Raw genomic sequence first — 25,547 nt, forward strand, 5'->3', positions numbered from 1 at the left:
TACCTGGAATGCCGGGCAATCGCATCTGGGTCGTACGAGCGCGCCTATCGGCGATCCCGTGTTCCGGCGAAGGCCGGAACCCAGTCGCGAAAGCGTCTCGACTCTCGCGAACCTCCGTGCTCATCTCAGCTGGGCTCCGGCTTTCGCCGGAGCACGGGGCTGCTCCAAGCCAAGTGCACCCCGCCGCTTGTTGGGAGGGGAGAAGGAACCCATCACCCCCGACCATCGCCCATCTTGCGCACCGCGCCATGTCCCGCCATGCTGCCGGAGATAGCGCTAACATAACTCACGTCGGCACCCCTCGGGACATGCCAGGCGGCGCGCGATGAGGGAGCAGGGGCGATGGGCATGGATCTGGACCGGCGCGGCATGTTGCGCGGGATCGGCTCGGGGGTCGTGGCGACCAGCCTGCCGTCCTGTGCGCTGGCGGATGCGCTGCAGAGCGGGCGCAAGCTAGGCTATGCGGTCGTCGGACTGGGCAGCTATGCGGTCAACCAGCTGCTGCCGCGCATCCAGGAATGCGACTATGCGAAGCTGACCGCCTTGGTCAGCGGCACGCCCGAAAAGCTCGAGAAATATGGCGCGCAATACGGCGTGCCGAAGACGCACCGCTATGACTATGCCGGCTATGACCGGATCCGCGACAATCCCGACATCGACCTGGTCTATGTCGTGCTGCCCAATTCGATGCATGCCGAATATTCGATCCGCGCCAGCAAGGCGGGCAAGCATGTCCTGTGCGAAAAGCCGATGGCCAATACCGCGGCCGAGGCGGAGGCGATGATCGCCGCGGCGAAGGCAGCGAACCGCCGGCTGATGATCGGCTATCGCAGCCATTTCGAGCCGCACAATGTCTATGTCATCGACCAGATAAGGAAGGGCGCAATCGGTCGACCCACGCTGATCACTTCCGAACATGGCTTTTACGCCAGGCCGGGCCAGTGGCGGCTCGACCGGCCGATGTCGGGCGGCGGATCGCTGATGGACATCGGCATCTACAGCCTCAACGCCGCACGCTATCTGTCGGGCGAGGAGCCGGTGCTGGTCCAGGCGATGGAATCGACCGACCGCAGCGACCCGCGCTTCGCCACGGTCGAGGACCGGATCGACTTCCAGCTCAAATTCCCCTCGGGCGCGATCGCCAATTGCGTCTCCAGCTACAGCTCGAACCACAATGCGTTCCGCGCAACGGGCACCAAGGGGTGGATCGGGATGGAGCCCGCCACCGTCTATGAGGGGCACAGCATCTTCGCCCGGATCGACGGCAAGACCGGACCGGTCGAACTGCCCAAGGCAGCCAAGTCGCAATGGGCGGCGCAGATGGACGAGCTGGCCAAGGCAGCGATCAAGGGGCGCGAGCCGCGCGCCTCGGGGGAGGAAGGGCTGCGCGACATGCGCCTGATCGAGGCGATCTACGCCTCCGCGCGCGAGGGCCGCGCGATCCGCATGACGGCGTGATCGATCCGGCCATGTTCATGACCCTGACCATCGTCGCGCTCAGCATTGCCGCGGTCGTGCTGCTGGTGCTGCGCCTCAAGATGCAGCCCTTCCTCGCGCTGCTGCTCGTCGCGCTCGTCACCGGGCTGGCGTTCGGCGGCGACCCGATCAAGGTGATCGACGCGATCCGCAAGGGCACGGGCGAGGCGCTGGGCTTCGTCGCGGTCGTCATCGGGCTGGGCGCGCTGCTGGGCGGCATGCTCGAGGCGTCGGGCGGCGTGCGCGCGATCGCGCACCGGCTGCTCGACCTGTTCGGCGAGCGGCGCATGCCCTGGGCGCTGACCGCGATCGGCGTGATCGTCGGCATCCCGCTGTTCTTCGACGTGGCGCTGATCATCCTTGCGCCTCTGGTCGCGACGCTGGCGATGCGGGCGCAGCGGCGGGTGACCTGGTTCGCGCTGCCGATGCTCGCCGGCCTGATGACGATGCACGCGCTGCTGCCGCCGCATCCGGGGCCGGTTGCGGTCGCCGAACTGCTCGGCACCGACTATGGCCTGCTCGCGCTCTATGGTCTCGCCTGCGGCATCCCCGCCGCGATCGTCGCGGGGCCCGTCTTCGCCCGGCTGTTCCATTCGGCGCCCGGCTGGGGCGACCAGAGCCCGCCGCCGATGCTCGACGAAGGCGCGCCGCAGACCGCGCCGATCGGCTTCTGGCCGGCACTGGTCGCGATGCTGGTGCCGCTGACGTTGATCATCGTCGCCGCGGTCGCCAACCAGGGCATGGCTGCCGGGCCGCTGCGCTCGGCGATCCTGTTCCTCGGCCATCCCTTCACCGCGCTCGTCATCGCCTGTCTCGGCACCATCGCCTGGCTGCGCACGCGCGCCGGCACGTCGTTCGAGACGCTGTCCAGCATCATGACCCGCGCGCTGGAACCGGCCGGTGTCATGGTGCTGATCATCGGTGCCGGCGCGGCGTACAAGGAAGTGCTGATCGAATCGGGTGCGGGCGAACAGGTGACCGCCGCGGTCACCGCGGCGCAGGTTCCGGTGCTGGTCTTCGCCTTCCTCCTCGCCGCCTTTGTCCGCGTTGCCCAGGGATCGGCGACCGTGGCGATGGTCACCGCGGGCGGGCTGGCCGCCCCGCTGATCGAGGCGGCTGCGCTCAACCCCAATCGCATCGCGCTGGTCACCGTCGCAATTGCCGGCGGCGCATCGGTGGTCAGCCATGTCAACGACACCGGCTTCTGGCTGGTGAAGCAATATCTTGGGCTGACCGAGGCTCAGACCTTTCGCAGCTGGACGATCTGCGCCACGCTGGCCGGGTTGACGATGTTCGCGATGGCGCTGATCCTGTGGCCGTTCGCGTAAGGGGAAAGACCGACATGACCGCAATCCGCATCACCCGCCGCGCGGCGCTGGCCGGCATGGCCGCCTTGCCCTTCGTCCCCGCGATCGCCCGCGCCGAGGTGGGCGGCATCACCCGGCTCGATCCCGCGCTCGACGCGGTGGTCGATGCCAACGCCCCGATCGAGATCATCGCCAGCGGCTATAAATGGGCCGAGGGACCGGCCTGGGACGCGGCGGACAAGTGCCTCTATTTCTCCGACGTTCCCTCGAACATCGTCTATCGCTGGAAACAGGGCGAGGGCGCGAGGGAATTCCTCAATCCCTCGGGCCTGGCCGGGCCGATCCCTGCGGGCATCCGCGAGGCCGGGGCCAACGGCCTGCTCGTCCATGACGGCAAGCTGCTCCTGGCCGACAGCGGCACCCGGCTGATCGCCGCGGTCGATCTCAAGACCAAGGCGCGTACCGTGCTGGCCGATCGCTATGACGGCAAGCGCTTCAACAGCTGCAACGACCTCGCCCGCTCTTCGGACGGCGCGATCTATTTCACCGACCCGCCCTATGGCCTGGCCGAGGGCGACCAGTCGCCGCTGAAGGAACTGCCGTTCAACGGCGTGTTCCGGTTGAAGGACGGCAAGGTCGACCTGATCGACCGCAGCCTGACTCGCCCGAACGGCATCGCCGTGACGCGCGGGACGCTGTTCGTCGCCATCTCCGACCCTGACCGGCCCGAGATCCTCGCCTATACGCTGGGCAAGAACGGACTGCCCTCGGGCAAGCCGCGCCTGTTCCACGATGCCCGGCCGCAAATGGCGCAGAAGCTGCCCGGCAATTGCGACGGGCTGAAGCTCGACAATGAAGGCCGGGTCTATGCCACCGGCCCCGGCGGCGTCCATGTCCTGTCGCCCAGGGGCAAGCTGCTCGGCATCATCGGCACCGGCAAGGCAGTCGCCAATTGCGCGTTCGGCGAGGATGGTCGGACCCTGTTCCTGACGTCGAGCGACAGCGTGGCTCGCGTACGGCTGAAGGCGCGCGGCTATTTCCTGATGGAAACGCCCGCCTGAGCTGAGACGGGCTTCGCGCGGGGGAGGGAGGCAGGCGCACATCCGACCCGCCTCCCCGGTTGCAGGTCCCCGCGCGACTGCCTAACCCGGTCGCATGGCCGAACCCGAAATCCACCCCGCCGCCACGATCGTCGTGATGCGCGAGGTGGCGGGCGGGCCGCCCGAACTGCTGATGGTCGAGCGTGCCAAGGCGATGTCCTTCGCCGCCGGCGCGCTGGTCTTTCCCGGCGGGCGGGTCGATGGCGGCGACCATGCGCTGGCCGCGACGCTTGCCGGCGAGCCCGAAGAGACCGCCGCGCGCATCGCCGGCATCCGTGAGACGATCGAGGAAGCCGGCGTCGCGGTCGGCCTCGACCTCGACTTTTCGCACATCCCCGAACTGCGCCGCGCCCTCTATGCCGGCGAGCCGATGGCGGAGGCTTTCGTCGCGGCCCGCGCGACGCTGCATCCGGAAGCCCTGGTGCCGTTCGCGCGTTGGCTGCCGAAGATGGTTCATCACAAGGTCTTCGACACCCGCTTCTACCTTGCCCGCGCGCCCGAAAGTGCCACCGCGGTCGTGGACGGCAACGAGAATAGCCGCGCCTTCTGGATGAGCGCCGCCGACGTGCTCGCCGAATGCGCCGCGGGCCGAGCGCATGTGATCTTCCCGACGCGGCGCAACCTCGAAAGGCTCGCGCTCTACGCCTGCTGGGACGACGCCGTCGCCGATGCCCGCGCGCACGAGATCCGCATCGTCACCCCCTGGATCGAGGATCGCGGCGGCGAGCGCTGGCTCTGCATCCCCGACGATCTCGGCTATCCGGTGACCGCCGAACCGCTCGCCACGGCAACGCGGGCATGAAGCCGCGCGCGCTGCGACGGCTGATCAAGACGGGTATCGTCCTGTTCGTGTTGCTGCTGGCGGGGCTGCTGCTCTACATGCTGGCGCGCGATCGGCCGCAGGACCTGCCCTGGACGCCGCTCGACCTGGGCGAACGGCCCGGCATGTTCACCGGCCGCAAGATCGCCGCGCTGCGCGAGGATTTCCCCAAATGCCAGCGGCTGATGGCGCGCGCGGGCATCCGCTACCAGACTTTGGCCCCCGTCGAGGTGCGCGATCAGGCGCAATGCGGCTATTCGGACGGCATCCGGCTGACTCCGGGCGGGTCGCTGACGATCGACTATCTGCCCAAGGACCTCGGCACGTCATGCCCGGTCGCCGCCGGGCTGGCGATGTGGGAATGGAATGTCGTCCAGCCCGCGGCGCAGCGCCATTTCGGCCATCATGTCGCGGTGATCGAACATTATGGCAGCTATAATTGCCGCCGCATCGTCGGCCGGGGCGAGGGGGTGTGGAGCCAGCACGCCACCGCCAACGCGATCGACATCGCCGCCTTCCGCCTCGACGACGCCACCCGCATCACGGTGAAGGGCGACTGGAACAGCCGCGATCCCGCGGTCCAGGCCTTCCTGCGCGACGTCCGCGACGGCGCGTGCGACCTGTTCGCCACGGTGCTGTCACCCGATTACAACGAGGCGCACCACGACCATTTCCACTTCGACCAGGCGGACCAGGGGGCGATGGGGTGGAGCGCGTGCCGGTGAGGGGGGCAGGGTAGATGATCGCGCAGTAACTCCCCTCCCGCTTGCGGGAGGGGCCGGGGGTGGGCACCCGCCAACCACAACCGCAGCAAGCGTGGAACGCGTCGCGTCAGAGTAGCGCTGGCACTATTTCAGAGTGACTCCCGGGGTGAGCGGGCGCCCACCCCTAACCCCTCCCGCACGCGGGAGGGGAACTCTGTCGGGACGCGAGAAATCTTCGCCACGACCACAACCGGCTCCCCTCCCTGGCCTAGAAGGGGAATCCGCTACCTCAATTCGACAGCGCGGCCCCGTCGACCTTCTCGACCCATTGCGGGAAGAAGGCCGGCTGCCGGCTCGACCAGCCCGAGGCGGTCGCGGCGGCTTCGCTGATCGACTGGAGCAGCTTGCGGCGCAGGTCGGGATGGAGATGCGGCAGCGCTGCGGCCGAACAGAAGGCGGCAGGCAGCCATGGCCGCACCTCGGCACCGACCAGCCGCTCGTACAGGAAGCGATAGGCCGAGAAATTGGTCAGCCGCCCCTGGCTCAGGTCGAACGCAGTGACGGTGATCAGCGGCGCCAGGAACGGCTCGATCTCGTCCAGCCCGCTTTCATTGGGCAGCAGCGCGCGGACCTCGACCAGCCGGTCGTACATGCGTGCCTGGGCGCGGATGCTGGCGGCCTCGACGACGTCGCGCGACCAGCGAAGCATCGCGTCCTCGCGCTCCAGTCCGATGTCGAGCGCGCGCCGGATGTAACGCTGGGTCGCCGCGGTGAAGCCGGCGAATTCCTTCATTTCGGCCAGCGTCATCGCGCCTTCTGCCGGTTTCATCCTAGAGGCCATTTGAGCAACTCCCACCCCGATAGAGACTACCAGGACAGATCATGCGCTCGGTCGGTTGACGCAGCGCTTAATCTGCCGTTTTCCCGCGTTCATCAACAGACCTTCTTTCCTTGTGCGTTGCAACATGCATTGCGACGAATGGAGGCCAGTGCACAGTTCGCTAAGGACCTGATGCGCTTTCGCCACAGGGCCTGTCACTTCGGGTGGATACCTAGTCCGGCGAATCCGCGAATCCGTTTCGTCGTCGAGACGAACGGTTCGGTTCCATGGCTCACACTCGGCTCACCGACGGATAAACTCGGTTCATCGGGGGGTCAGGTTTATCGGTCGCCGCCCATCGGCTGACCGCAACGCTTCATCCCGTCCGGCGGGCCGATGGGTGGACGGACGCGGCCCGATCTGGTCATCAGCATCCACCGACGCAAACCGACCGGGGGGTCACGAAATTGTCTCTGCAAGCTGTAACTGCGCGTTTTGCGCTGCTGGCCGCGCTTTGCCTGGCGATGGTCACCCCGGCGGAGGCCCGCTCGGGCTATCTCCAGTGCGTTCCCTTCGCCCGTCAGGTGTCGGGCATCGACATCCGCGGCAATGCCTGGACCTGGTGGGAACAGGCTGCCGGCCGCTACGAGCGCGGCGGCCAGCCCAAGGTCGGATCGGTCATGTCGTTCAAGCGCACCGGCCGTAACCCGTACGGCCATGTCGCGATGGTCTCGAAGATCGTCAGCGAGCGCGAAGTCCTGCTGACCCACGCCAACTGGTCCTATCGCGGCGGCATCGAGCGCAACGTCCGCGCCGTCGACGTCTCGGCGGCCGGCGACTGGAGCGAAGTGAAGGTCTGGTACGCCCCCAATGGCGGCCTCGGCACCACTGTTTTCCCGGTCAACGGCTTCATCTATTCCGACGGCGCCCCCGAAGAGCCGCTCGAACTCGTGGTCGCTCCGCCGGCAGTCAAGATCGACATGACGGCGCTGACCCAGAAGGCCGGCCTGGGCGGCTGATCGCCCGCAGGACCGGCGTCCGGTCCCGCTTCAGGCCTTTGGCGTGAACTTCATCGCCACCCCGTTCATGCAATAGCGTTTGCCGGTCGGCTTTGGCCCATCATCGAACACATGGCCCAGATGCCCGCCGCATCGCCGGCACAGCACCTCGGTTCGCGCCATCCCCAGGCTGCGATCGCTGCGGCTGACGACCGCGCGGGGCAGCGGCGCATAGAAGCTCGGCCAGCCGGTGCCGCTCTCGAACTTGGTCGTCGACGAGAAGAGCGGCAGCGCGCAGCCTGCGCATGAGAAGATCCCGGCGCGATGCTCCTTGTTGAGCGGGCTGGTCCCGGCCCATTCGGTCGCCCCCTTGCGCAGCACGTCATAAGCCTGCGGGCTCAACCGCTTGCGCCATTCGGCATCGCTCAGCGTGAACTCGAACTTCTGCGCCGCCTGGCTCTCGCCGGGCGAACACCCCACCACCGCCACGACCGCCCCGCCTCCGGCGGCGGCCAGCAGCTTGCGCCGCGTGAACTGCATCGGGTTGCTCCTTCAAGGGGATAGGTGGGGGTGAGGTGCGGGCAAGCCAAGGGGAGCCTTCGTCTCCTCCCTCGCGAAGCGGGGGAGGGGAACCGCGCCCGCAGGGCGTGGTGGAGGGGGCTCTTCCCACGAGCGCCATTTGAGAGGCAGCGTCCCGCATACCCCCTCCACCCCTCGCTCCGCGAGCGGTCCCCCTCCCCCGGAGCTGCGCTCCGAGGGAGGAGATACGCAACTCACCGCGCCACCCCGGCCTTGCGATTCTCCACCTCGGGCACTTCGCTGATCCGCGCATCCCACTCGTTCGACTCCCGCCAGCGCTCATCCGAATCCGGCACCGTGACGGTCAGGTCTCGCTCGATAATGAATAGCCCGGTCCCCTGCTGGCGGTCCTCGACCCGGTAGAGCCTGCCCGGCCGCAGCGGGAGCGGGGCGATATCCTGGACATAGCAGTTCGAGGGCAACGCTCCGTAGCGGACCGGATAGTGCCGCGGGGCGCAGTTGCCCTTCGCGTGGATCGACCAGATGACGCCTGCCTCGGACCGGATCGAGAAGTCCCCGACCATCTTCTCCTCCGGCCCCTCGAACGTCAGCCTCCCGTCGATCGCCACCGCGCGAATGATAAAAACGGGCGGCTGGCATCCGCTCAGCCCGAGCGCACCGGCGAGGACGAGCCATCTGATCATGTGCGACTGCTCCCGATTATCAATGCCGGATCAACCCGCGATGGGAGGGAAGGATGCGGTAACAAACTCCCCTCCCGCTCGCGGGAGGGGCTGGGGGAGGGCATGTCCCCGACCAAAACGTCAGACAGGATAACAGGCCCTCCCCTGACCCCTCCCGCAAGCGGAAGGGGGACTGAGCCGACCCGCCTTCAATACCGGCTCAACTCCACCGGCATCTTCTTGTAGCCATGGACGAAGCACGCCGCGACGCGTTCGGGTTCGGCCAGCGTGTTCACCCGCAGGCGGCGCTTGGCCATTTCCTCCATCAGGATTCCGATCTGAAGCTCGGCCAGCCGCGCGCCGACGCAGCGGTGGATTCCGTGGCCGAAGGCCAGGTGGCGGCGGGCATTTTCGCGCTCGATGCGGATGCTGTCGGCGTCGGGGAACACGCTCTCGTCGCGATTGGCGGAGACATACCACAGCGCCAGCTTGTCCCCCTCGCGGATTCGCACGCCCTCCACCTCGGTGTCCTGCGTCGCGGTGCGGCGCATGTGCGACAGCGGCGTCTGCCAGCGGATGATCTCCTGCGTCGCATTGGCGATCAGGCCCGGATCGGCCTCCAGCTTCGCGCGCTCCTCGGGGAACTGGTTCAGCCCCCAGGCATAGGCGCTCATCGAATTGCGCGTCGTGTCGTTGCCGCCCACGATCAGCAGGATCAGGTTTCCGAGGAACTCCATCTGGTCCATGTGCGACATGGCATCCGAATGGATCATCATCGAGATCAAATCGGGGGTCGGTTCCTTGCCGATCTTGCCCTGCCACAGATTGCCGAAATAGGCGGCGCATTCGAACAGGATGTTCTGCCGCTCGACCTTGCGCACCGGATCCTTGGCGATCTCGATATCGCCTGCCCAGTCGGACCAGTAGGTCAGCTTGCGCCGATCCTCCCAGGGAAAGTCGAACAGGATCGCCAGCATCTGGGTGGTCAGCTCGATCGACACCTCGTCGACCCAGTCGAATGGCTTGCCCACCGGCAACGCGTCGAGGATCTCGGCGGTGCGCATGCGGATATTGTCGGTCATCCGCACCATCTCGGACGGGGTGAAGGCGGGGGCGACGGTGCGGCGCTGGCCGGTATGCTTCGGCCGGTCCATCGCGATGAACATCGGCATCTTGATGTCGCCGTCCTGCAGGTCGGCGACGGTGATCCCGCCCGCCTCGGACGAGAAGAGCTCGGGCAGCGACTCGATATGGACGATCGGCTTGTAGGTCGACACCGACCAGAATGGGCCGAAGGCGCTATGCTCGGTATAATAGAGCGGCGCCCTGGCGCGCAGCTCGCGAAACGGCTCGTGCCAGGTGTCGTCGCGGTACAGTTCGGGCCGGCTCATATCGAGCGGATCGACCCCATGCTCGGGCTGCGGGGCAAGCGTCGCCATGGTCCTCTCCCTAGTCGTTGGCGGGGAGTAGGCCTGTAACTGACATGACTGTCAATAGTACTGCGCTTGCTTCAGTCGGCGAAGGGATCGTCGGTCGCTGCGGGCGGGTCGGCAAAGGGATCCTCGCGCGTGTCCGGCGCGGCGCGGCGGGCAGGGGCCTCGCGCGTCTGGGTCGCGGGGGGTTCCGTCTCGGGCTCCGCGCGGCGCACGGGCAGGCGATCGAGACCGGGGACCATCTTGTCGAGCCCGCCATTTTCTTCCGAGACTGCAGGCAGGGTGGGTTCCGGCCCATCGTCCAGCGTCGTCGCATCATTGCCAGGCGCCCAGAGCTGGCTGCCGACAATGCTCGGATCCGGATCGACGATCGCGCTGTTCGCCTCGACGAGAATATTGCCATAACCGGCAACCTGCCGCTCGTCGCGCAGCATCAAAATGGCAAGCGTGATGATGACCAGGATCGCAGCCAGGCCAATGATCGTCACGACCCCGATCAGCAGCGAATTGCCCGATCGGTCGCGCCGGGGGGCGGCAGGCGATACGGGGGCGGTCCCGTCGGCTGACCTGACCGCGAGCGGCTCGCGATAGGCAAAGGGATCTAAGGCGGGCGTTGCGGTCTGACTCGGCGCCGGCGCGCGTCGCAACCCGTCGAGGATCGACTGCGCCGCGACCAGGATCACGCCGCCGATGAACACCACCCCGCCGAAGATGCCCAGCATCAGCCGGCGGGAAGCGCCGGCGCTGTCATAGGCATCCTGATAGTCGAACTCCGGCGGCAGCAGCACCGCCGACAGCAACGCCAGCGCCCCCAGCGCCAGCAATCCATACCCCAATATTTTCATACCATCCCTCCCCCAGGGATGCGCCGGCCGGTCACGCCGCCGCCGGTGCCTCCGCCGTGTCTGCCGCCTCGCCCGCGGTCTTGCGTCGTGTCGTCCGCCGCTTCGGGCTGCCCGATTTCAGCACCCCGCGGCGGAACATCCGCGCGCTGATCGCGATGACGATCCCGACCCACAGCGCCTGCCAGGCGAGTGCCAGCAGATGCGGCCACAGCTCGGGCGCATTGGCCGCGCGCGCCGCCATCGCGCTGGGCGAGCTGAGCGGGAAGACCTCCGCCGCCAGCGCCAGCCAGCTTTCGGGATGCGCCGCGCCATAGGTGGCGAAGCCCAGCACCGCGACCTGGACGATCGTGATCGGCAGCGACAGCATCTGCAGTTCGCGCTGGGTCGATGCCATCGCGCCGACGCCCAGGAACACCGCGCTCAGCAACAGATAGGCGGTGGTGAAGTAAGCGAGGAACAGCAGCGGGAAGACCGGGCCGACCGCCGCGCCCAGCTCGGTCAGGCCGACCGCCATCAGATCGGGCATCAGCCGCGGCAGCGCGGTCAGCAGCGTTCCCCAGAAAGCGACGAACAGCAACGCCGTGCCGAACGCGCCCAGCAGCTTGCCGAAGAACACGCTTTCCAGCGGCACCGCGGCGGCCAGCACCTCGATCACCTTGTTCGACCGTTCCTCTGCCATCGCGCCGACTGCCTGGCCCGACAGCATGACGGTCAGCAGGAACACGCCGAGTGCGGCGAAATAGGCCACCTGGCTCTGCCCGCTCGTGCTCGCCTGGGCGCGGACGGTCGATTCCAGTTCGGGCCGGCTCAGCGGCGTCAGGCTGCCCGACCGTTCGACCCGCAGCGTCTGTTCGGCCAGCTGGGCGAGGAAGTTCGCTTCGCCCCGCGCACTGGGCACATACAGGATGTGCGGTCGGTCGAGCGGGCCCGAGAGGATCGCGGTCGCCTCGATATCCTTGCGGTCCAGCATCGCGCGGGCCTGTGCCCGGACATCGCCCCTGGGCGTCTCGATCATCAGCGGCGGACGGACGCCCGGCACGCTGAACACGCTGCGCAGCTGGCCGTCGGCCGCCAGGATCGCGGCCGATTGCGCTGCGGGCGCCAGGATGACGATCCGCTGGTTCTTCTCGCCGCTGCCCGCGACGGTCGATGCGCCCATGCCACCGATCAGTGCGAAGCCGAGCATCATCAGCGGGGCGAGGAGGAACAGGATGAAGGTCGGCGTCATCACCGTCGCGGTCAGGTCGCGCCGCGCGATGGTCAGCGCCTGGCGAAGGCCGCGTCCGAACGGGGTCATGCCGCATCCTCCCCGCGCAGCGCATCCGCGCCGACGATCCGCACGAACGCGTCGTGCAGGCCCGGCCGCTCGATCGACAGGCCCGAAATGCCGTATCCGGCGCCGATCAGCGTCACCAACAGGCTCTCCATCCCCTCGTCCGGCACGGTAAAGCGCCAGCTGCCCTCCTCATGCTCGGCATCGCCGGGCAGCAGCGCGCGCAGCGCGTCGCTGTCGCTGCGCGGCGTGTACAGCGCCTTGGCGGGCAACAGCCCGCGCGCCTGCGCCACCGTGCCCTCGAATTTGACCGTTCCGCCGGCGATGATCGACAGCCGCTCGCACAGCCGCTCGGCATGCGCCATCACGTGCGTGGAAAACAGGATCGTCGCGCCGCGGTCGCGCTGCGCCAGGATCAGCTGCTCCAGCTTCTCCTGATTGACCGGATCGAGCCCCGAAAACGGCTCGTCCAGCACCAGCAATTCGGGTTCGTGCACCACCGATCCCAGCAGCTGGACCAGCTGCGCCATGCCCTTGGACAATTTGCGGATCTTCTCTTCCCTGGCGTGACCCAGTCCCGCTTCTTCCATCAGTACGTCGGCGCGCCGGCGCCCCTCGCGCCACGGCAGGCCGCGCAGCGCGCCCATGAAGGCGATCGCGTCGCGGCATTTCATCGCGGGGTACAGGCCGCGTTCCTCGGGCAGATAGCCGACCCGGTCGCTGGCATCGCGCGGGCTGTCGCTGCCCAGCAGCGTGCGCGCGCCGCCATCGGGCTCGATGATGCCCAGCAGCATGCGGAGCGTCGTCGTCTTGCCCGCGCCATTGGGGCCGAGCACGCCGTAGATGCTGCCCTTCTGCACCGCGATGCTGACCCCGTTCACCACCCGGCGATCGCCGAACTTCTTGACGAGATGATCGGCGCTGACCGCCAGATTGCTGCTCAAAACCCCGTGACTCCTCTGCCCTGGTTCGTGGTAGCGGGTGCGCGTGGCGCAAGACAAGTCGCTCGAATTGCGTATCCGCGAGAAGGCAGCCGAACTGGGCTTCGCCGCGTGCGGCATCGCGCCTGCCGACGCCGCGCCGCTGGCCGGGCAGAGGCTGCGCCAGTGGCTGGCCGAGGGCGCGCACGGATCGATGATCTGGATGGAGGAGCGCGCGCATCACCGCGAGACCCCGGCCGGGCTGTGGCCCGCGGTGCGCAGCGTCATCTCGCTGGGCATGAGCTATGCCCCGGGGCTCGATCCGCTGGCGCTGGCCGGGGAGGGCGAGCATGGCCGCATCTCGGTCTATGCCCAGGGCGGCGACTATCACGACGTGGTCAAGAAGGCGCTGAAGGCGCTCGGGCGCTGGCTGGCACAGAGCGCGCCGGCCGACAGCGGCGTCGATCTGAAGGTGTTCGTCGATACCGCCCCGGTGATGGAAAAGCCGCTGGCCGAGGCCGCCGGAGTCGGCTGGCAGGGCAAGCACACCAATCTGGTCAGTCGCGACCATGGCAGCTGGCTGTTCCTGGGCGCGATCTACACCACGCTTGATCTGGCGCCCGACACGCCCGCACGCGACAGCTGCGGCAGCTGCACCGCCTGCCAGACGGCATGTCCGACCGACGCCTTCCCCGCGCCCTATCGCCTCGATGCGCGGCGCTGCATCTCGTACCTCACGATCGAGCATAAGGGGCCGATCCCGCGCGAATTCCGCAGCGCGATCGGCAACCGCATCTATGGCTGCGACGACTGCCTGGCGGTGTGCCCCTGGAACAAGTTCGCCGAGGCCGCCGCAACCAACCGCGCCTTTGCGCCGCGCGCCGAACTGACCGCGCCCGAACTGGCCGACCTGATGGCGCTGGACGACACCGACTTCCGCCAGGTCTTCTCCGCCTCCCCGATCAAGCGCATCGGCCGCGACCGCATGATCCGCAACTGCCTGATCGCCGCGGGGAACAGCGGCAGCGCGGCGCTGGTGGGGCAGGTGGCCGGGCTGCTCGACGACCCGTCGCCCGAGGTGCGGGGCGCGGCGGTGTGGGCGCTGTCTCGGCTGGACGCAGCGCGATGGGCCGTGGAACGCGGCGCGCGCGCGGCAGGGGAGACGGACGAAACCGTGCGTGAGGAGTGGGCGGGCTGATCCTTGACGACGGCCGGGCGCCCGCTGCGCCTACCCCGCGATTTCGGTCCCGCCCTTCCACAGCTTGAGCACCTTGCCCTCGACGGGCGTGCCGTCGAACGGCGTATTGCCTGCCTTGGCCGCCATCCGCTCGGCATCGATCTGCCAGGCGAGCGTCGAGTGGATCAGGATGAAGTCGGCCGGGCGGCCGGGGGCGAGGACGCCGGCGTCGATGCGGAGGATGCGCGCCGGGTTGGCGGCCAGCAGCTCGAACAGCCTCTCCAGCGTGATCGTGCCGTTGTGCACCAGCGTCATGCCCAGCGCGAACAAGGTCTCGGCCCCCGACATGCCGGGCTCGGCATCGGCGAACGGCAGGCGCTTTTCCTCCGGACCGCGCGGGTCGTGGCCCGATGCGAGCACGTCGATCGTCCCGTCGGCCAGCGCCGCCAGCGCCGCCTGACGATCGCTCTCCGCACGAAGCGGCGGCGACAGGCGGGCATAGGTGCGGAAGTCCGAGATCGCGATGTCCGACAGCAGCAGGTGCGCCGGGGTGATGCCGCAGGTCACGGCAACGCCGCGCGCCTTGGCCCGGCGGATCAGCTCGAACCCGGCTGCGGTCGTCACCTGACGGAAATGCAGCCGTGCGCCGCTATCCTCGGCCAGCATCACGTCGCGCGCGATCGCCAGCGCCTCGGCCACGGCCGGCGCGGCGGACAGGCCGAGGCGCATTGCCGTCTCGCCCTCGGTCGCGACGGCGTCGCCTGCCAGTCCGTCATCCTCGGCATGCGCGATCACGGTCAGGTCGCAGTCGCGGGCATAGGCCAGCACCTTGCGCATCACGCCCGAGTCCGCGATCCAGCGCCGCCCGGTCGCCACCGCGCGTGCGCCGGCATCGGCGTTGATCGCCATCTCGGCCAGGTCCTTGCCTTGCAGCCCGCGCGTCGCCGCGGCGAGGGGGTGAACCCACAGCTCGGGCTTGCCCATCAGCGCGGCGCGGCGGATGATGCCGGGGTCGTCGAGGATCGGCGACTGGTCGGGCATCAGCCCGACGCGGGTAATCCCGCCCGCGCGGCAGCCCGCCGGATCGACCGCGAACACCCCCAGGTCGATGATCCCCGGCGCGATGATTCCGCCGCCGCGCGCCAGGGTGCGGCAGTCGATCGTGTCCGCGCCCTCGGTCCCGGCCGCATCGACGATCACGTCTCCGCGGACCGCCAGCCGGTCGCCGCCGCCCAGCACCTGCGTGTTGGCGTAGATCCGCGTCATGCCCAGCCCTCGATCCCGCGCTCGCGGCGCGTCAGCACGTCCAGGCACGCCATGCGCACCGCCACGCCCATTTCCACCTGCTCGGTAATCGCCGATCGCATCGGATCGTCCGCCACCGACGAGGTGATCTCGATCCCGCGGTTCATCGGCCCGGGATGCATGACCAGCGCATCGGGCTTGGCCCGCGCCAGCCGCTCGGGCGTCAGGCCGTAGAGCTGATGATATTCGCGCGTCGACGGGATATAGGCGCCGTTCATCCGCTCGTTCTGCAGCCGCAGCATCATCACGACATCGGCACCGTCCAGCGCCTTGTCGAAGCTGGTGAACGGCGTGACGCCCATCCGCTCGATCGCCGCGGGCATCAGGGTCGACGGCGCGACCACGCGCACCTCGGCGGCCAGCGCGGTCAGCGACAGCATGTTGGACCGCGCGACGCGGCTGTGCAGGATGTCGCCGCAGATCACGACCCGCTGTCCGGCGATCGAACCGCGCCGACGGCGGATGGTCAGCGCGTCGAGCAGCGCCTGGGTCGGATGCTCGTGCCAGCCGTCGCCCGCATTCAGCACCGGACAATCGACCTTGTCGGCGATCAGCTGCACCGCGCCCGAGCTGGAATGGCGGATGACGATCACATCGGCGCGCATCGCGTTCAGCGTGACCGCCGTGTCGATCAACGTCTCGCCCTTCTTCACGCTCGACTGTGCCGCATGCATGTTGACGACGTCGGCGCCCAGCCGCTTGCCGGCGATCTCGAACGACAACAGCGTGCGCGTCGAATTCTCGAAGAACGCGTTGATCTGGGTCAGGCCTGCCAGCCTCTTGTCGACGCGCGCGCGGTCGCGGTTTGCCTCGATCCACTGTTCCGCCTCGTCGAGCAGGAACAGGATCTGGTGCGGTTCCAGTCCCGCAATGCCGGTAAGGTGCCGGTGCGGGAAAACGGCGCCGCCCGGGATCTGGGCGGCGGGGCGATGATCGGATGCTGACATTAAAGGCGCGGGTTAGTCCCGCTGGCGCGCGGTGGCAAGCAACTCCGGCTCAGCCTGCCATCAATCCGTCGATCGCACCCTGAAGGATATAGGCCGCGGCCATCTTGTCGATCAGCTCGGCCCGCTTGGCCCGGCTGGCATCCTGTTCGATCAGCGTGCGCTCGACCGCGACGGTCGACCAGCGCTCGTCCCACAACAGGATCGGCAGGCCCAGATCGTCGAGATTGCGGGCAAAGGCGCGGGTCGACTGGGTGCGCGGCGAATCGCTGCCGTCCAGGTTCAGCGGCAGGCCGATGACCATGCCCTTTACCTGCTGCTCGGCGATCAGTTGCACCAGCGCCGCCTTGTCCTTGCTGAATTTCGACCGGCGGATCAGCAGCGCAGGGGAAGCGAAGCTCCACCCCGCATCGCACAGCGCGGTGCCGATCGTCTTGGTCCCGACGTCCAGCCCGATCAGTCGCCCGCCCTCGGGCAGCGCCGCGCGAAAGGGGGCGCGGTCGGTGGTGATCATGATGCGCGCGCTCCATAGGCGGCCATGCGGCGGGCCGCATCGGCACGGACATTCCCCCAGAACAGGCTGATGTCGAACGCATGGTAGTTCTGACCGGGCAGGACATAGGGGCCCATGTCCGGCAGGTTCGACCCGAGCAACAGGAAGCCGCGACCCTCGCAGCGCCCGGGGACGAGACCCGTTTGCAGCGTCGCGCTGCTGAGATCCTTGGTCGGGATCAGCGTGCCGAGATTGGCGCTTGCCGGTGCCGACCCGCCCGCCATGCCGGTCAGCGGATTGGTGCAGACCATCTGCGTGCCGGCGCGAGGCTGGCCGGTATAGCCGTTGCTCGCGTCGAACAGGTCGGTGACGATGCTGGTGTCGGTCGCCTCGCCCAGATCCGCCGAAGGCTCGCCGAAGCTCTGCCACGACAACAGGCACCCCGCCTCATCCGGCTTTCCGCAGGCGGGCAGCCCCATGCGCGGCAGGTCGGCGGTCACCGAGACGGGCCAGCCGACGACATAGGCCGCGACGATCCGCTTCGCGATCGGCTTGCCCGCGACGCGATCGACCAGCAGGCGCGACAGGTGCAGCGCGCCCTGGCTGTGCCCGGCCAGGATGATCGGACGATCGCCCGCTTGCTTCACGAACGCATCGAACGCGGCGAGCACGTCGCGATAGGCGAAATCCAGCGCTTTGCCCGCCTCGGCCTGGGTCGTCAGGAAGGCGCCGAACGTCGCCTGGCGATAGCGCGGCGCCCAGATCGCGCCGACGCCGTTGAACGCGCTTGCCTGCGCCCGCAGGAACAGTTCGGCCCGGGCATTGGCCTCGACATTGTCGAGCGCGGCATTCCACTGGCTGCCGTCGAACATGCTGGTGGGGTGGATGAAGAACACCGCGGCGGGCGGCTCGGTCGCGACGCTCTGCCCCTCGGGCACCCACAGCGCGGCGTTGCCGGGGATGTCGGGCCGCGCGAGCCACAGCGCCTTGTTCGAATAATCGTCCGGCGGCGGCAGTGCCACGACCTCAGCGCTCGGCACCAGCGCCGCGCGCATCAGTTGCGGTCCCCAGAATCGATAGGTGAAGGCTGCGGCAAGCGCGAGCACGATCAAGATCGCGATTGCGTAGAGGAATTTGCGAGCCAAGCGGGACCCTTCATCATGCGACGCGAGACGATCGCCGGCGCGGTGCCGCCGTCTCCTGAGCCATGGGCGCGGCCGATGCAACCGGCTTTGTCCGGGCGGCGCGCTGCACCGGATCTGCATCCCTTTTCCATTTTACTTGGCGGGCGCGATCGGGGACGCTGGCGCATCACGAGGGGATGACGATGACGGACACGCTGACCACGCCGGATGCCGCGACCAGCGGGGGACCGACGCACGCCGACTGGCCCCAGCGGCCGTTGCTGCTCGCGCTGCTCGGCCTGGTGACCGGGTTCGCGGTGCACCTGCTGTTCGGCAATAGCCCGTTTTACGACAGCAGTCCGAGCGCGTTGACGCTTTCGATCGCGGCGGCAGTCACGGTGACTGCGGGCCTGATCGCGTTCACGATCGAGCGGAAGCTGTGGTGGACCTCGATCGTCTTCTCGGCCGCGATGGGCCTGCTCGCCGGGCTGGTCCTGTGGTGGAATGGCGCGCCGGACGACTGGAATGGCGGCAATGGCTGGCGCGTCGTCAGCCTGTTCCTCGGCATCGCCATCGCCGCGCCGCTCTATCAGGCGGCGCGTGACCAGGGGCGGCGCCGCTTCCCCTATATGTCGGTCCACGACCATGCCTGGACCAATGTCGTGCTGTGGTTCGCCTGCTGGGCCTTTGTCGGCGTGGTCTTCGCGCTGATGTTCCTGCTGGCCGGGCTGTTCGATCTGATCCAGCTGTCCTTTCTGCGCGAGCTTCTCGCTGACGAGTTTTTCTCGCGCTGCCTGATCGGTCTGGCGTTCGGCGGCGCGGTCGGGCTGTTCCGCGAACATGATCGCGTCGTCCACCTGCTCCAGCGGGTGCTCGCGACCGTCCTCGCCGTGCTCGCGCCGGTTCTGGCGATCGGGCTGGTCCTGTTCGTTCTGGCGCTGCCCTTCACCGGGCTCAGCTCGCTATGGGACGCGACCCGCGCGACAACCCCGTTGCTGCTCGGATGCATCATCGGCGCGCTGATCCTGGCGAACGCCGTCATCGGCAGCGACTCGGCCGAAGAACGCCGCTCGCCGCCGCTGCGCTATGGCGCCATGGGGCTGGCGCTCGTGATGCTGCCCCTGGCGGTGATCGCCTCGATCGCGACGGGGCTGCGCATCGGTCAATATGGCCTGACCCCGGACCGGCTCTGGGGGCTGACCTTCGTCGTCATCGCCTGTGCCTATGGCCTGGTCTATCTCGTCTCGCTGGTCCTCGGCCGACTGAACTGGGCCGGGCGGGTGCGCCCGGGGAACCTCAACCTTGCCTTCGGCCTGTGCGGCCTCGCCCTGCTGCTGGCGACTCCGCTGGTGAGCTTCAACGCGATCTCGACCCGCGATCAGGTTGCCCGGCTCGAATCCGGCCGCACGCCGGTCGAGAAGTTCGACTGGCGCGCGCTGGCCTTCGAGTTCGGCGAGCCGGGTCGCAAGGCGCTGGAGCGGCTGAAGCGCTCCGCCAACACTACAATCCGCGCCAAGGCCGTCGAAGTTGGGCAGGCCGAAAGCCGATATCAGGTCCAGAAGGACGATCAGAAGGCAGCCCGCCGCGAGGCGGTGGCGAGCCGGACCCGCATGGTGCCGGCGGGTACCGCGTTGCCGGTCGAACTGCGAAATCTGATTGGGGACAGTTATCTCTGCGTCTTACCGGGTAATGGCGGCGTATGCACTCTGGTCATGGGCGCAACCGGGACCGAGGCACTCCTGTTCAGCGATGACTGTTTCGCACCCCCGCCGACGCCCACACCCAGGCCAAGTTCGGCGTCGAAGACAGGATCGGGGCCGCGCGTCGTATTCGAGCCCGCGGAGCCGGGGGTGGACGCAGACGCGGGCGGTTATCCCTGCCGGCCGGTCGGGCATTATGTGGTCTCCGATGGGCGCTGGCGGGAGGCGAAAGACGTCAGGCCCGTCCTTTCCTATGATCAGCGGGTTGCCCGTTCGCGTGCCTATCGCGAGGGCAAGATCGAGGTCCGCCCGGTCCAGCGGCGCCAGGTGTTCGTCGGCGGCGTGCCGGTGGGCGACGCTTTCGAGTAGGGTCTGCGCAACCGATGCTTGATGAACCGGGGCCGCGACTGCTAGGCGCGGCCCCATGTCCGTAGATACCGCCACCGTGAAGAAGGTCGCGAGCCTCGCCCGGATCGCGATCAGCGATGCCGATGCCGACCGGCTCGTGCCCGAACTCAACAACATCCTCGGCTGGATCGAGCAGCTCGGCGAGGTCGACACCTCGTCGGTCGAGCCGATGACCGCCGTCATCCCCAACACGCTGCGCCTGCGTGCCGATGTCGTGACCGAGGGGAACCAGCGCGACGCCGTGCTGCAGAACGCGCCGCAGGGCGAGCACGGCTTCTTCACCGTGCCGAAGGTGGTCGAATGAGCCAGGACCTGACCGATCTGGGCGTCGCAGGCATCCGCGAAGGCTTCCGTGCCGGCGAGTTTTCGGCGCGCGAAGTCGCCGATGCCTTCACCGCGAAGGTGAGCGGCGCCAAGGCGCTGAACGCCTTCATCGTCGAGACGCCCGCCCATGCCATCGCCGCCGCGACGGCCGCCGACGAGGCGCGCGCGAAGGGCGAGACGCCGAAGCCGCTGGCCGGCGTGCCGATCGGCATGAAGGACCTGTTCGCGACCAAGGGCGTCCAGACCACCGCCGCCAGCCATATGCTGGAGGGGTTCAAGCCGGTCTATGAATCGACCGTCTCGCAGAATCTGTGGAACGCCGGCGCCGGCATGCTCGGCAAGCTGAACCTCGACCAGTTCGCGATGGGATCGTCGAACGAGACCAGCTATTTCGGCAACGTCATCTCGCCCTGGCGGCGCAGCGACGGCGGCAATGCGCCGCTGGCGCCCGGCGGCTCGTCGGGCGGCAGCTCGTCGGCCATCGCGGCACGGCTGTGCCCGGCGGCGACCGGCACCGACACCGGCGGCTCGATCCGCCAGCCGGCTGCCTTCACTGGCATTTCGGGGATCAAGCCGACCTATGGCCGCTGCTCGCGCTGGGGCGTGGTCGCCTTCGCCTCGTCGCTCGACCAGGCCGGGCCGATGGCGCGCGACGTGCGCGACTGCGCGATCATGCTCGAGGCGATGGCCGGGTTCGACGCGAAGGATTCGACCTCGCTGAACCTGCCCGTGCCGCAGTGGGAGGCGGGCCTGTCGCCCGACATGACCGGCAAGCGGATCGGTATTCCCAAGGAATATATCGTCGACGGCATGCCGCAGGAGATTGCCGACCTGTGGCAGCGCGGCATCGAGTGGATGAAGGATGCCGGCGCGGAGATCGTCGAGGTCTCGCTGCCGCACACCAAATATGCGCTGCCGGCCTATTACATCATCGCCCCGGCCGAGGCCTCGTCCAACCTCGCGCGCTATGACGGCGTGCGCTACGGCCTGCGCGAACTGCCCGAGGGCGCGAACCTTCAGGACATGTACGCCGCGACGCGTGCGGCCGGTTTCGGCGACGAGGTGAAGCGCCGCATCCTGATCGGCACCTATGTGCTCTCGGCCGGCTTCTACGACGCCTATTATACCCAGGCCCAGAAGGTCCGGGCGCTGATCGCGCGCGATTTCGAGAATGCCTGGACTTTGTGCGACTATCTGCTGACCCCGACCGCGCCGAGCGCCGCCTTCGCGCTGGGCGAGAAATCGGCCGATCCGATCGCCATGTATCTCAACGACGTGTTCACCGTGCCGTCCAGCCTGGCGGGCCTGCCCGCCATGTCGGTGCCGGGTGGCCTCGACAAGGACGGGCTGCCGCTCGGCCTGCAGATCATCGGCCGCCCGCTCGACGAGCAGGGCGTGCTGAACGCGGGTCTGGCGATCGAGCAACGCGCAGGCTTCACCGCCCGGCCCGACGCCTGGTGGTAGGATGAGCTGGCTCGGCGACATCGTCGGCCAGCTGATCGGCGAGGCGATCGTCGAGCTGTTCAAGGGCAAGCGCGGCAAGCGCCGCCCTACGGGCCGGGGCGGTCCGAGCGAAGCCATATTGCGGCAAGGACGCCGCAGACGAATGAAGAAGAGCGGAAGATGACCGAATCAACCTACCGCGTCCATGGCGCAACCGGCGAATGGGAGGTCGTGATCGGCCTGGAAGTCCATGCCCAGGTCACGTCCAATGCCAAGCTGTTCTCCGGCGCATCGACCGAGTTCGGTGCGGAGCCGAACAGCCAGGTCAGCCTGATCGACGCGGCGATGCCCGGCATGCTGCCGACGCCGAACGCGGAGTGCATCCGCCAGGCGGTCCGCACCGGCATTGCGCTGGGCGCGGTGATCAACAAATGGTCGCGCTTCGATCGCAAGAATTACTTCTACGCCGATCTGCCGCAGGGCTATCAGATCAGCCAGCTCTACCACCCGCTGGTGGGTGAGGGGACGCTGGACATCAGCCTGGACGAGAAGAACCCCGATGCCGAGGTCAAGACGATCGGCATCGAGCGGATCCATGTCGAGCAGGATGCCGGCAAGCTGATGCACGATCAGCATCCGAGCCGCTCCTATGTCGATCTCAACCGCGCGGGTGTCGCGCTGATGGAGATCGTCTCGCGTCCCGACATGCGCTCGCCGCAGGAGGCGGGTGCCTATCTCAGCAAGCTGCGCTCGATCCTGCGCTATGTCGGCTCGTGCGACGGCAATATGGATCAGGGGTCGATGCGCGCCGACGTGAACGTCAGCGTGCGCAAGCCCGGCGACGAGTTCGGCACGCGGACCGAGACGAAGAACGTCAACTCGGTGCGCTTCGTGATGCAGGCGATCGAGACCGAGGCGAAGCGCCAGGTCGAGCTGATCGAGGGCGGCGGCCGCGTCGTTCAGGAAACGCGGCTGTTCGATCCGGACACGGGCGAGACGCGCTCGATGCGGTCGAAGGAGGATGCGCACGACTATCGCTACTTCCCTGATCCCGACCTGCTGCCGCTCGAACTGGACGACAGCTTCCTCGAGGAATGCCGCGCCAGCCTGCCCGAACTGCCCGATGCCAAGCGCCGCCGCTATGAAGGCGATCTGGGCCTGACCGCCTATAACGCCGCGGTGCTGACCGCCGATGCCGACACCGCCCGCTGGTTCGAGGCACTGCTGGCCGAGGGTGCGCGCATCCAGGGCAAGGGCGAGCAGGAAGTCGCCCGCGCCAGCGCCAACTGGCTGATCTCCGACCTGTTCGGCGCGCTCAACCGCCTCGGCAAGGATCTCGACACCAGCCCGGTCAGCCCGGTGCAGGGCGCCGAACTCCTCGCGCTTGCCGCCAACGGCACGCTGTCGGGCCCGCTCGCCAAGCAGGTGTTCGAGATCATGCTGGAGACCGGCGACGGCGCCGAGAAGATCGTCGAGGAGCGCGGGCTGAAGCAGACCAGCGACACCGGCGCGATCGAGGCGGTGATCGCCGAGGTTCTGGCCAAGAACCCGAACCAGCTGGAACAGTATCGCGGCGGCAAGGAGGCTCTGTTCGGCTTCTTCGTCGGCCAGACGATGAAGGCGATGGCGGGCAAGGCGAATCCGGCAGTGGTCAATGAACTGCTGAAGAAGGCGCTGGGCTAAGGCCCGGCGCCGCTTCGGCCGGTCTGGAATCCGCGGAACCTCGCGGAACTGACCGCCGGTCTTCAACCGCTAGAGTCCGCCGGCTCGGGGCGTGTCGCGGTGCTGCAAAAAAAGAACGCAGGCTTGGTGAGCTGCGAACATCGAGGAGACGCCGAGCGCCGCATGACGCGCAGCGATAATGGAACGCTATTTCCGCGCAAGCTTTGGCCGCTGCTGTGCTACAATGCTTCCAAACCGGATGTATTCGCATCGCTCGCAACTCGTGCGCACTTGTGTCCCGAAATCGTGTCATTATGATAGAGCGGCCGATCGAGTGGGGACTCGGTCGTCGGGGGGTATATGTTTCGAGAATCGGTTGCCTTGCTCGCGAGCATCTCGCTGAGCTCGCCAGCGCTCGCTGTCAGCGGTCCTGTGAAGCCGCTGGCTGCCGACCAGTTCGTGGTCCAGGCATTGCCACTTGGCGACGCCTCGGTGCGCTACGAGCGCGGCGCAGCCACGGTTTCGTTGCTGGGGCAGCGGGGCATGGTGCAGGTGCGGCCCCTTCGTTTCGATCGTGGCCGGATATCGATCGGGGTCGCCGTCTATAACGACGGTGAGGCGCCGGCGAACTTCGATGGCCGCATGGTGAATGCGCGCCTCAACGGTGCGATCGCGACGATCCTGTCCTATGATGACCTTGTGCGCCAGGCCGAGAACCGCTCGAACTGGGCTCAGGTGGGTATTGCGGTCGCAGGTGGTCTGGCGGCGACCGCTGCCGCGTCCCAACGCGATACCTACACGGCCACGACTTGGACCCCCTATGGGACCTATCGCAGCGTCTATACTTACTCGCGACCGACGGCCGCGGCGGACGCGGCCGTGGTGCTCGCCGGAACGGCAGTTGGTATGTCCGCTGTTCAGGATCGCCTGAATCGGACCATCGAAAGCCTTGGCGACGAGATCGTCCAGCGGACGACCGTCGACCCGGGGGACAGCTATGCAGGCCGTATCGTCCTCGATCGGTTGCGCTTGAAAGCCGGATCGGAACTTCGCGTGATCGTGCGCTGGTACGGCGAGGACTATCCGTTTCTGTTCCGTGTGGTGAAGCCGGGGACTCCGGAGCCGGACTTCCCGATCACGCCTCAGCGCGAAGAGCAACAGTCACGCAAAGTCGAGGAAGTCGGCCCCGGGCCGATGGGACCGGCGTCGATCTCGACGAACGCACCGAAGTGATACGCGCCGGAAACAGGCCGGCGTGAGTACCGAGGTTAATTGATGAAATCGGATCCGGCTCGAGTGCCGGAGCTGGAGGGGCCAATGGGGGGAATGTCATGTTTCGCTATTTGATCGCGTTGCTGCTCGTGGCGGCGCAACTCGTCGCCACGCCCGCGTTCGCGCAGGAGAAGTCGGCAATCAAGGAGGGCTTTGTCCTCAAGCCAGGATCGGCGCGCATCTTGCTGTTCCGTCCGACCATCACGGTCGGTGCCCAGTCGGCGGGCGGCGCATTCCGCGCGAATGCGGATTGGACGGCGCAGGCGCGCGAGAATATCGGCGCGGCTCTGACTGCGGCACAGGGCAAGCTCGGCAATGAGGTCGTTACGGCACCCGAGGCCTATGGCGATGATGCGATGCTGCTGGCCGAGTATAACGCCCTCTTCACCGTGATCGCGGAGTCCGTGATCGTGTACAAATTCTTCGTTGGGAACCGTCTGCCCACGAAGAAGCGGGCAGGTGTCTTCGATTGGACGATGGGTCCCGGCGTCAGCAAGCTGGCTGCAGAGACCGGCTGCGACTATGCGCTTTTCATCTACACCGAAGACCAGATCGGTTCGACGGGTCGCAAGGTTTTGCAAGTGTTTATGGCACTTGCCTCGGTCTCGGTGAAGTCCGGCGAGCACAAGGGTTATGCCGGCCTCGTCGATCTCAAGACGGGAGAGCTGGTCTGGCTGAACGCCGATATGGCGATGGGCGGCGATGTCCGGACCGCGGAAGGCGCGACCAAGCGCGTGGGTCAGCTGCTGGAGGATTTTCCGGGTCGGCCGCCCGTGGTCGAAACCGCGGCGAACTGA

25 protein-coding genes are annotated in these 25,547 nt (G+C 67.7%); 14 read left to right on the forward strand and 11 right to left on the reverse strand.

Features of this window, described 5'->3' with window-relative positions:
* Positions 1 to 348: 348 nt before the first annotated feature.
* The 5 genes from ACZ1H8_RS15000 (at position 349) to ACZ1H8_RS15020 (ending at position 5,428) form a co-directional block, all read left to right on the forward strand.
* Positions 349 to 1,458 carry a Gfo/Idh/MocA family protein gene (locus ACZ1H8_RS15000; protein ID WP_465181405.1) on the forward strand — a complete coding sequence of 370 codons (1,110 nt, stop codon included), beginning with the start codon at positions 349 to 351 and terminating at the stop codon, positions 1,456 to 1,458.
* 11 nt (positions 1,459 to 1,469) lie between these two features.
* Positions 1,470 to 2,804 carry a GntT/GntP/DsdX family permease gene (locus tag ACZ1H8_RS15005; protein WP_465177982.1) on the forward strand — a complete coding sequence of 445 codons (1,335 nt, stop codon included), beginning with the start codon at positions 1,470 to 1,472 and terminating at the stop codon, positions 2,802 to 2,804.
* A 14-nt stretch (positions 2,805 to 2,818) separates the two neighbouring features.
* The gene (locus tag ACZ1H8_RS15010) at positions 2,819 to 3,844 is read left to right on the forward strand and encodes an SMP-30/gluconolactonase/LRE family protein (RefSeq protein ID WP_465177983.1); all 1,026 of its coding nucleotides are present in this window, start codon (positions 2,819 to 2,821) and stop codon (positions 3,842 to 3,844) included.
* 94 nt (positions 3,845 to 3,938) lie between these two features.
* A complete protein-coding gene (locus tag ACZ1H8_RS15015; protein WP_465177984.1) occupies positions 3,939 to 4,685 on the forward strand; it encodes an NUDIX hydrolase in 747 nt (248 codons plus the stop codon).
* Complete coding sequence (locus ACZ1H8_RS15020; RefSeq protein WP_465177985.1) at positions 4,682 to 5,428, forward strand: extensin-like domain-containing protein; 747 nt, start codon at positions 4,682 to 4,684, stop codon at positions 5,426 to 5,428. The genes ACZ1H8_RS15015 and ACZ1H8_RS15020 overlap by 4 nt, the downstream gene beginning before the upstream one ends.
* Before the next feature lie 268 nt (positions 5,429 to 5,696).
* On the opposite strand, the gene ACZ1H8_RS15025 is transcribed toward ACZ1H8_RS15020, so the two are convergent.
* Positions 5,697 to 6,248 (reverse strand): hypothetical protein, encoded by a 552-nt coding sequence (locus ACZ1H8_RS15025; RefSeq protein WP_465177986.1) that lies wholly within the window; start codon positions 6,246 to 6,248, stop codon positions 5,697 to 5,699.
* A 446-nt stretch (positions 6,249 to 6,694) separates the two neighbouring features.
* Here ACZ1H8_RS15025 and ACZ1H8_RS15030 point away from each other — a divergent pair, with 446 nt between their 5' ends.
* Positions 6,695 to 7,246: a CHAP domain-containing protein gene (locus ACZ1H8_RS15030; protein WP_465177987.1), complete on the forward strand. Its 552-nt coding sequence runs from the start codon at positions 6,695 to 6,697 to the stop codon at positions 7,244 to 7,246.
* 30 nt (positions 7,247 to 7,276) lie between these two features.
* Here the strand turns inward: ACZ1H8_RS15030 and msrB are convergent, their stop codons facing one another.
* The 6 genes from msrB to ACZ1H8_RS15060 form a co-directional block, all read right to left on the reverse strand.
* Positions 7,277 to 7,765, reverse strand: a complete 489-nt coding sequence (gene msrB, locus ACZ1H8_RS15035; protein ID WP_465177988.1) for a peptide-methionine (R)-S-oxide reductase MsrB — start codon at positions 7,763 to 7,765, stop codon at positions 7,277 to 7,279.
* A gap of 233 nt (positions 7,766 to 7,998) precedes the next feature.
* Positions 7,999 to 8,448, reverse strand: a complete 450-nt coding sequence (locus tag ACZ1H8_RS15040) for a hypothetical protein (RefSeq protein WP_465177989.1) — start codon at positions 8,446 to 8,448, stop codon at positions 7,999 to 8,001.
* A gap of 188 nt (positions 8,449 to 8,636) precedes the next feature.
* Complete coding sequence (locus ACZ1H8_RS15045) at positions 8,637 to 9,866, reverse strand: cytochrome P450 (protein WP_465177990.1); 1,230 nt, start codon at positions 9,864 to 9,866, stop codon at positions 8,637 to 8,639.
* A 71-nt stretch (positions 9,867 to 9,937) separates the two neighbouring features.
* Entirely contained in the window at positions 9,938 to 10,705 is a 768-nt protein-coding gene (locus ACZ1H8_RS15050; protein WP_465177991.1) for a hypothetical protein, read from the reverse strand.
* 31 nt (positions 10,706 to 10,736) lie between these two features.
* Positions 10,737 to 12,002, reverse strand: coding sequence for an ABC transporter permease (locus tag ACZ1H8_RS15055; RefSeq protein ID WP_465177992.1), 1,266 nt, complete (start codon positions 12,000 to 12,002; stop codon positions 10,737 to 10,739).
* Positions 11,999 to 12,922 (reverse strand): ABC transporter ATP-binding protein, encoded by a 924-nt coding sequence (locus tag ACZ1H8_RS15060; protein ID WP_465177993.1) that lies wholly within the window; start codon positions 12,920 to 12,922, stop codon positions 11,999 to 12,001. Before ACZ1H8_RS15060 ends, ACZ1H8_RS15055 begins: the two co-directional genes overlap by 4 nt.
* Positions 12,923 to 12,965: 43 nt before the next feature.
* Here ACZ1H8_RS15060 and queG point away from each other — a divergent pair, with 43 nt between their 5' ends.
* Positions 12,966 to 14,096, forward strand: a complete 1,131-nt coding sequence (queG, locus tag ACZ1H8_RS15065; protein WP_465177994.1) for a tRNA epoxyqueuosine(34) reductase QueG — start codon at positions 12,966 to 12,968, stop codon at positions 14,094 to 14,096.
* A gap of 30 nt (positions 14,097 to 14,126) precedes the next feature.
* Here queG and ACZ1H8_RS15070 read toward each other — a convergent pair whose 3' ends face one another.
* The 4 genes from ACZ1H8_RS15070 to ACZ1H8_RS15085 are packed head-to-tail and all read right to left on the reverse strand — an operon-like array spanning position 14,127 to position 17,962.
* Complete coding sequence (locus ACZ1H8_RS15070) at positions 14,127 to 15,341, reverse strand: dihydroorotase (protein ID WP_465177995.1); 1,215 nt, start codon at positions 15,339 to 15,341, stop codon at positions 14,127 to 14,129.
* Entirely contained in the window at positions 15,338 to 16,327 is a 990-nt protein-coding gene (locus tag ACZ1H8_RS15075) for an aspartate carbamoyltransferase catalytic subunit (RefSeq protein WP_465177996.1), read from the reverse strand. Before ACZ1H8_RS15075 ends, ACZ1H8_RS15070 begins: the two co-directional genes overlap by 4 nt.
* A 49-nt stretch (positions 16,328 to 16,376) precedes the next feature.
* Positions 16,377 to 16,838 (reverse strand): Holliday junction resolvase RuvX, encoded by a 462-nt coding sequence (gene ruvX / locus ACZ1H8_RS15080; RefSeq protein WP_465177997.1) that lies wholly within the window; start codon positions 16,836 to 16,838, stop codon positions 16,377 to 16,379.
* Entirely contained in the window at positions 16,835 to 17,962 is a 1,128-nt protein-coding gene (locus ACZ1H8_RS15085) for a DUF3089 domain-containing protein (RefSeq protein WP_465177998.1), read from the reverse strand. The genes ruvX and ACZ1H8_RS15085 overlap by 4 nt, the downstream gene beginning before the upstream one ends.
* A 182-nt stretch (positions 17,963 to 18,144) precedes the next feature.
* Here ACZ1H8_RS15085 and ACZ1H8_RS15090 point away from each other — a divergent pair, with 182 nt between their 5' ends.
* The 7 genes from ACZ1H8_RS15090 (at position 18,145) to ACZ1H8_RS15120 (ending at position 25,547) form a co-directional block, all read left to right on the forward strand.
* A complete protein-coding gene (locus ACZ1H8_RS15090) occupies positions 18,145 to 20,010 on the forward strand; it encodes a DUF4153 domain-containing protein (RefSeq protein ID WP_465177999.1) in 1,866 nt (621 codons plus the stop codon).
* Between the two features lie 55 nt (positions 20,011 to 20,065).
* A complete protein-coding gene (gene gatC, locus ACZ1H8_RS15095; RefSeq protein ID WP_110149025.1) occupies positions 20,066 to 20,353 on the forward strand; it encodes an Asp-tRNA(Asn)/Glu-tRNA(Gln) amidotransferase subunit GatC in 288 nt (95 codons plus the stop codon).
* Positions 20,350 to 21,837, forward strand: coding sequence for an Asp-tRNA(Asn)/Glu-tRNA(Gln) amidotransferase subunit GatA (gene gatA, locus ACZ1H8_RS15100; RefSeq protein ID WP_465178000.1), 1,488 nt, complete (start codon positions 20,350 to 20,352; stop codon positions 21,835 to 21,837). The genes gatC and gatA overlap by 4 nt, the downstream gene beginning before the upstream one ends.
* A 1-nt stretch (position 21,838) precedes the next feature.
* Positions 21,839 to 22,000 (forward strand): hypothetical protein, encoded by a 162-nt coding sequence (locus tag ACZ1H8_RS15105; protein ID WP_465178001.1) that lies wholly within the window; start codon positions 21,839 to 21,841, stop codon positions 21,998 to 22,000.
* Positions 21,997 to 23,499, forward strand: coding sequence for an Asp-tRNA(Asn)/Glu-tRNA(Gln) amidotransferase subunit GatB (gene gatB / locus ACZ1H8_RS15110; protein ID WP_465178002.1), 1,503 nt, complete (start codon positions 21,997 to 21,999; stop codon positions 23,497 to 23,499). The genes ACZ1H8_RS15105 and gatB overlap by 4 nt, the downstream gene beginning before the upstream one ends.
* A gap of 411 nt (positions 23,500 to 23,910) precedes the next feature.
* Positions 23,911 to 24,711 (forward strand): hypothetical protein, encoded by an 801-nt coding sequence (locus tag ACZ1H8_RS15115; RefSeq protein ID WP_465178003.1) that lies wholly within the window; start codon positions 23,911 to 23,913, stop codon positions 24,709 to 24,711.
* Positions 24,712 to 24,809: 98 nt separating this feature from the next.
* The gene (locus ACZ1H8_RS15120) at positions 24,810 to 25,547 is read left to right on the forward strand and encodes a hypothetical protein (RefSeq protein WP_465178004.1); all 738 of its coding nucleotides are present in this window, start codon (positions 24,810 to 24,812) and stop codon (positions 25,545 to 25,547) included.

The sequence above is a fragment of the Sphingomonas sp. BL-S-25 genome (genome assembly GCF_055521555.1).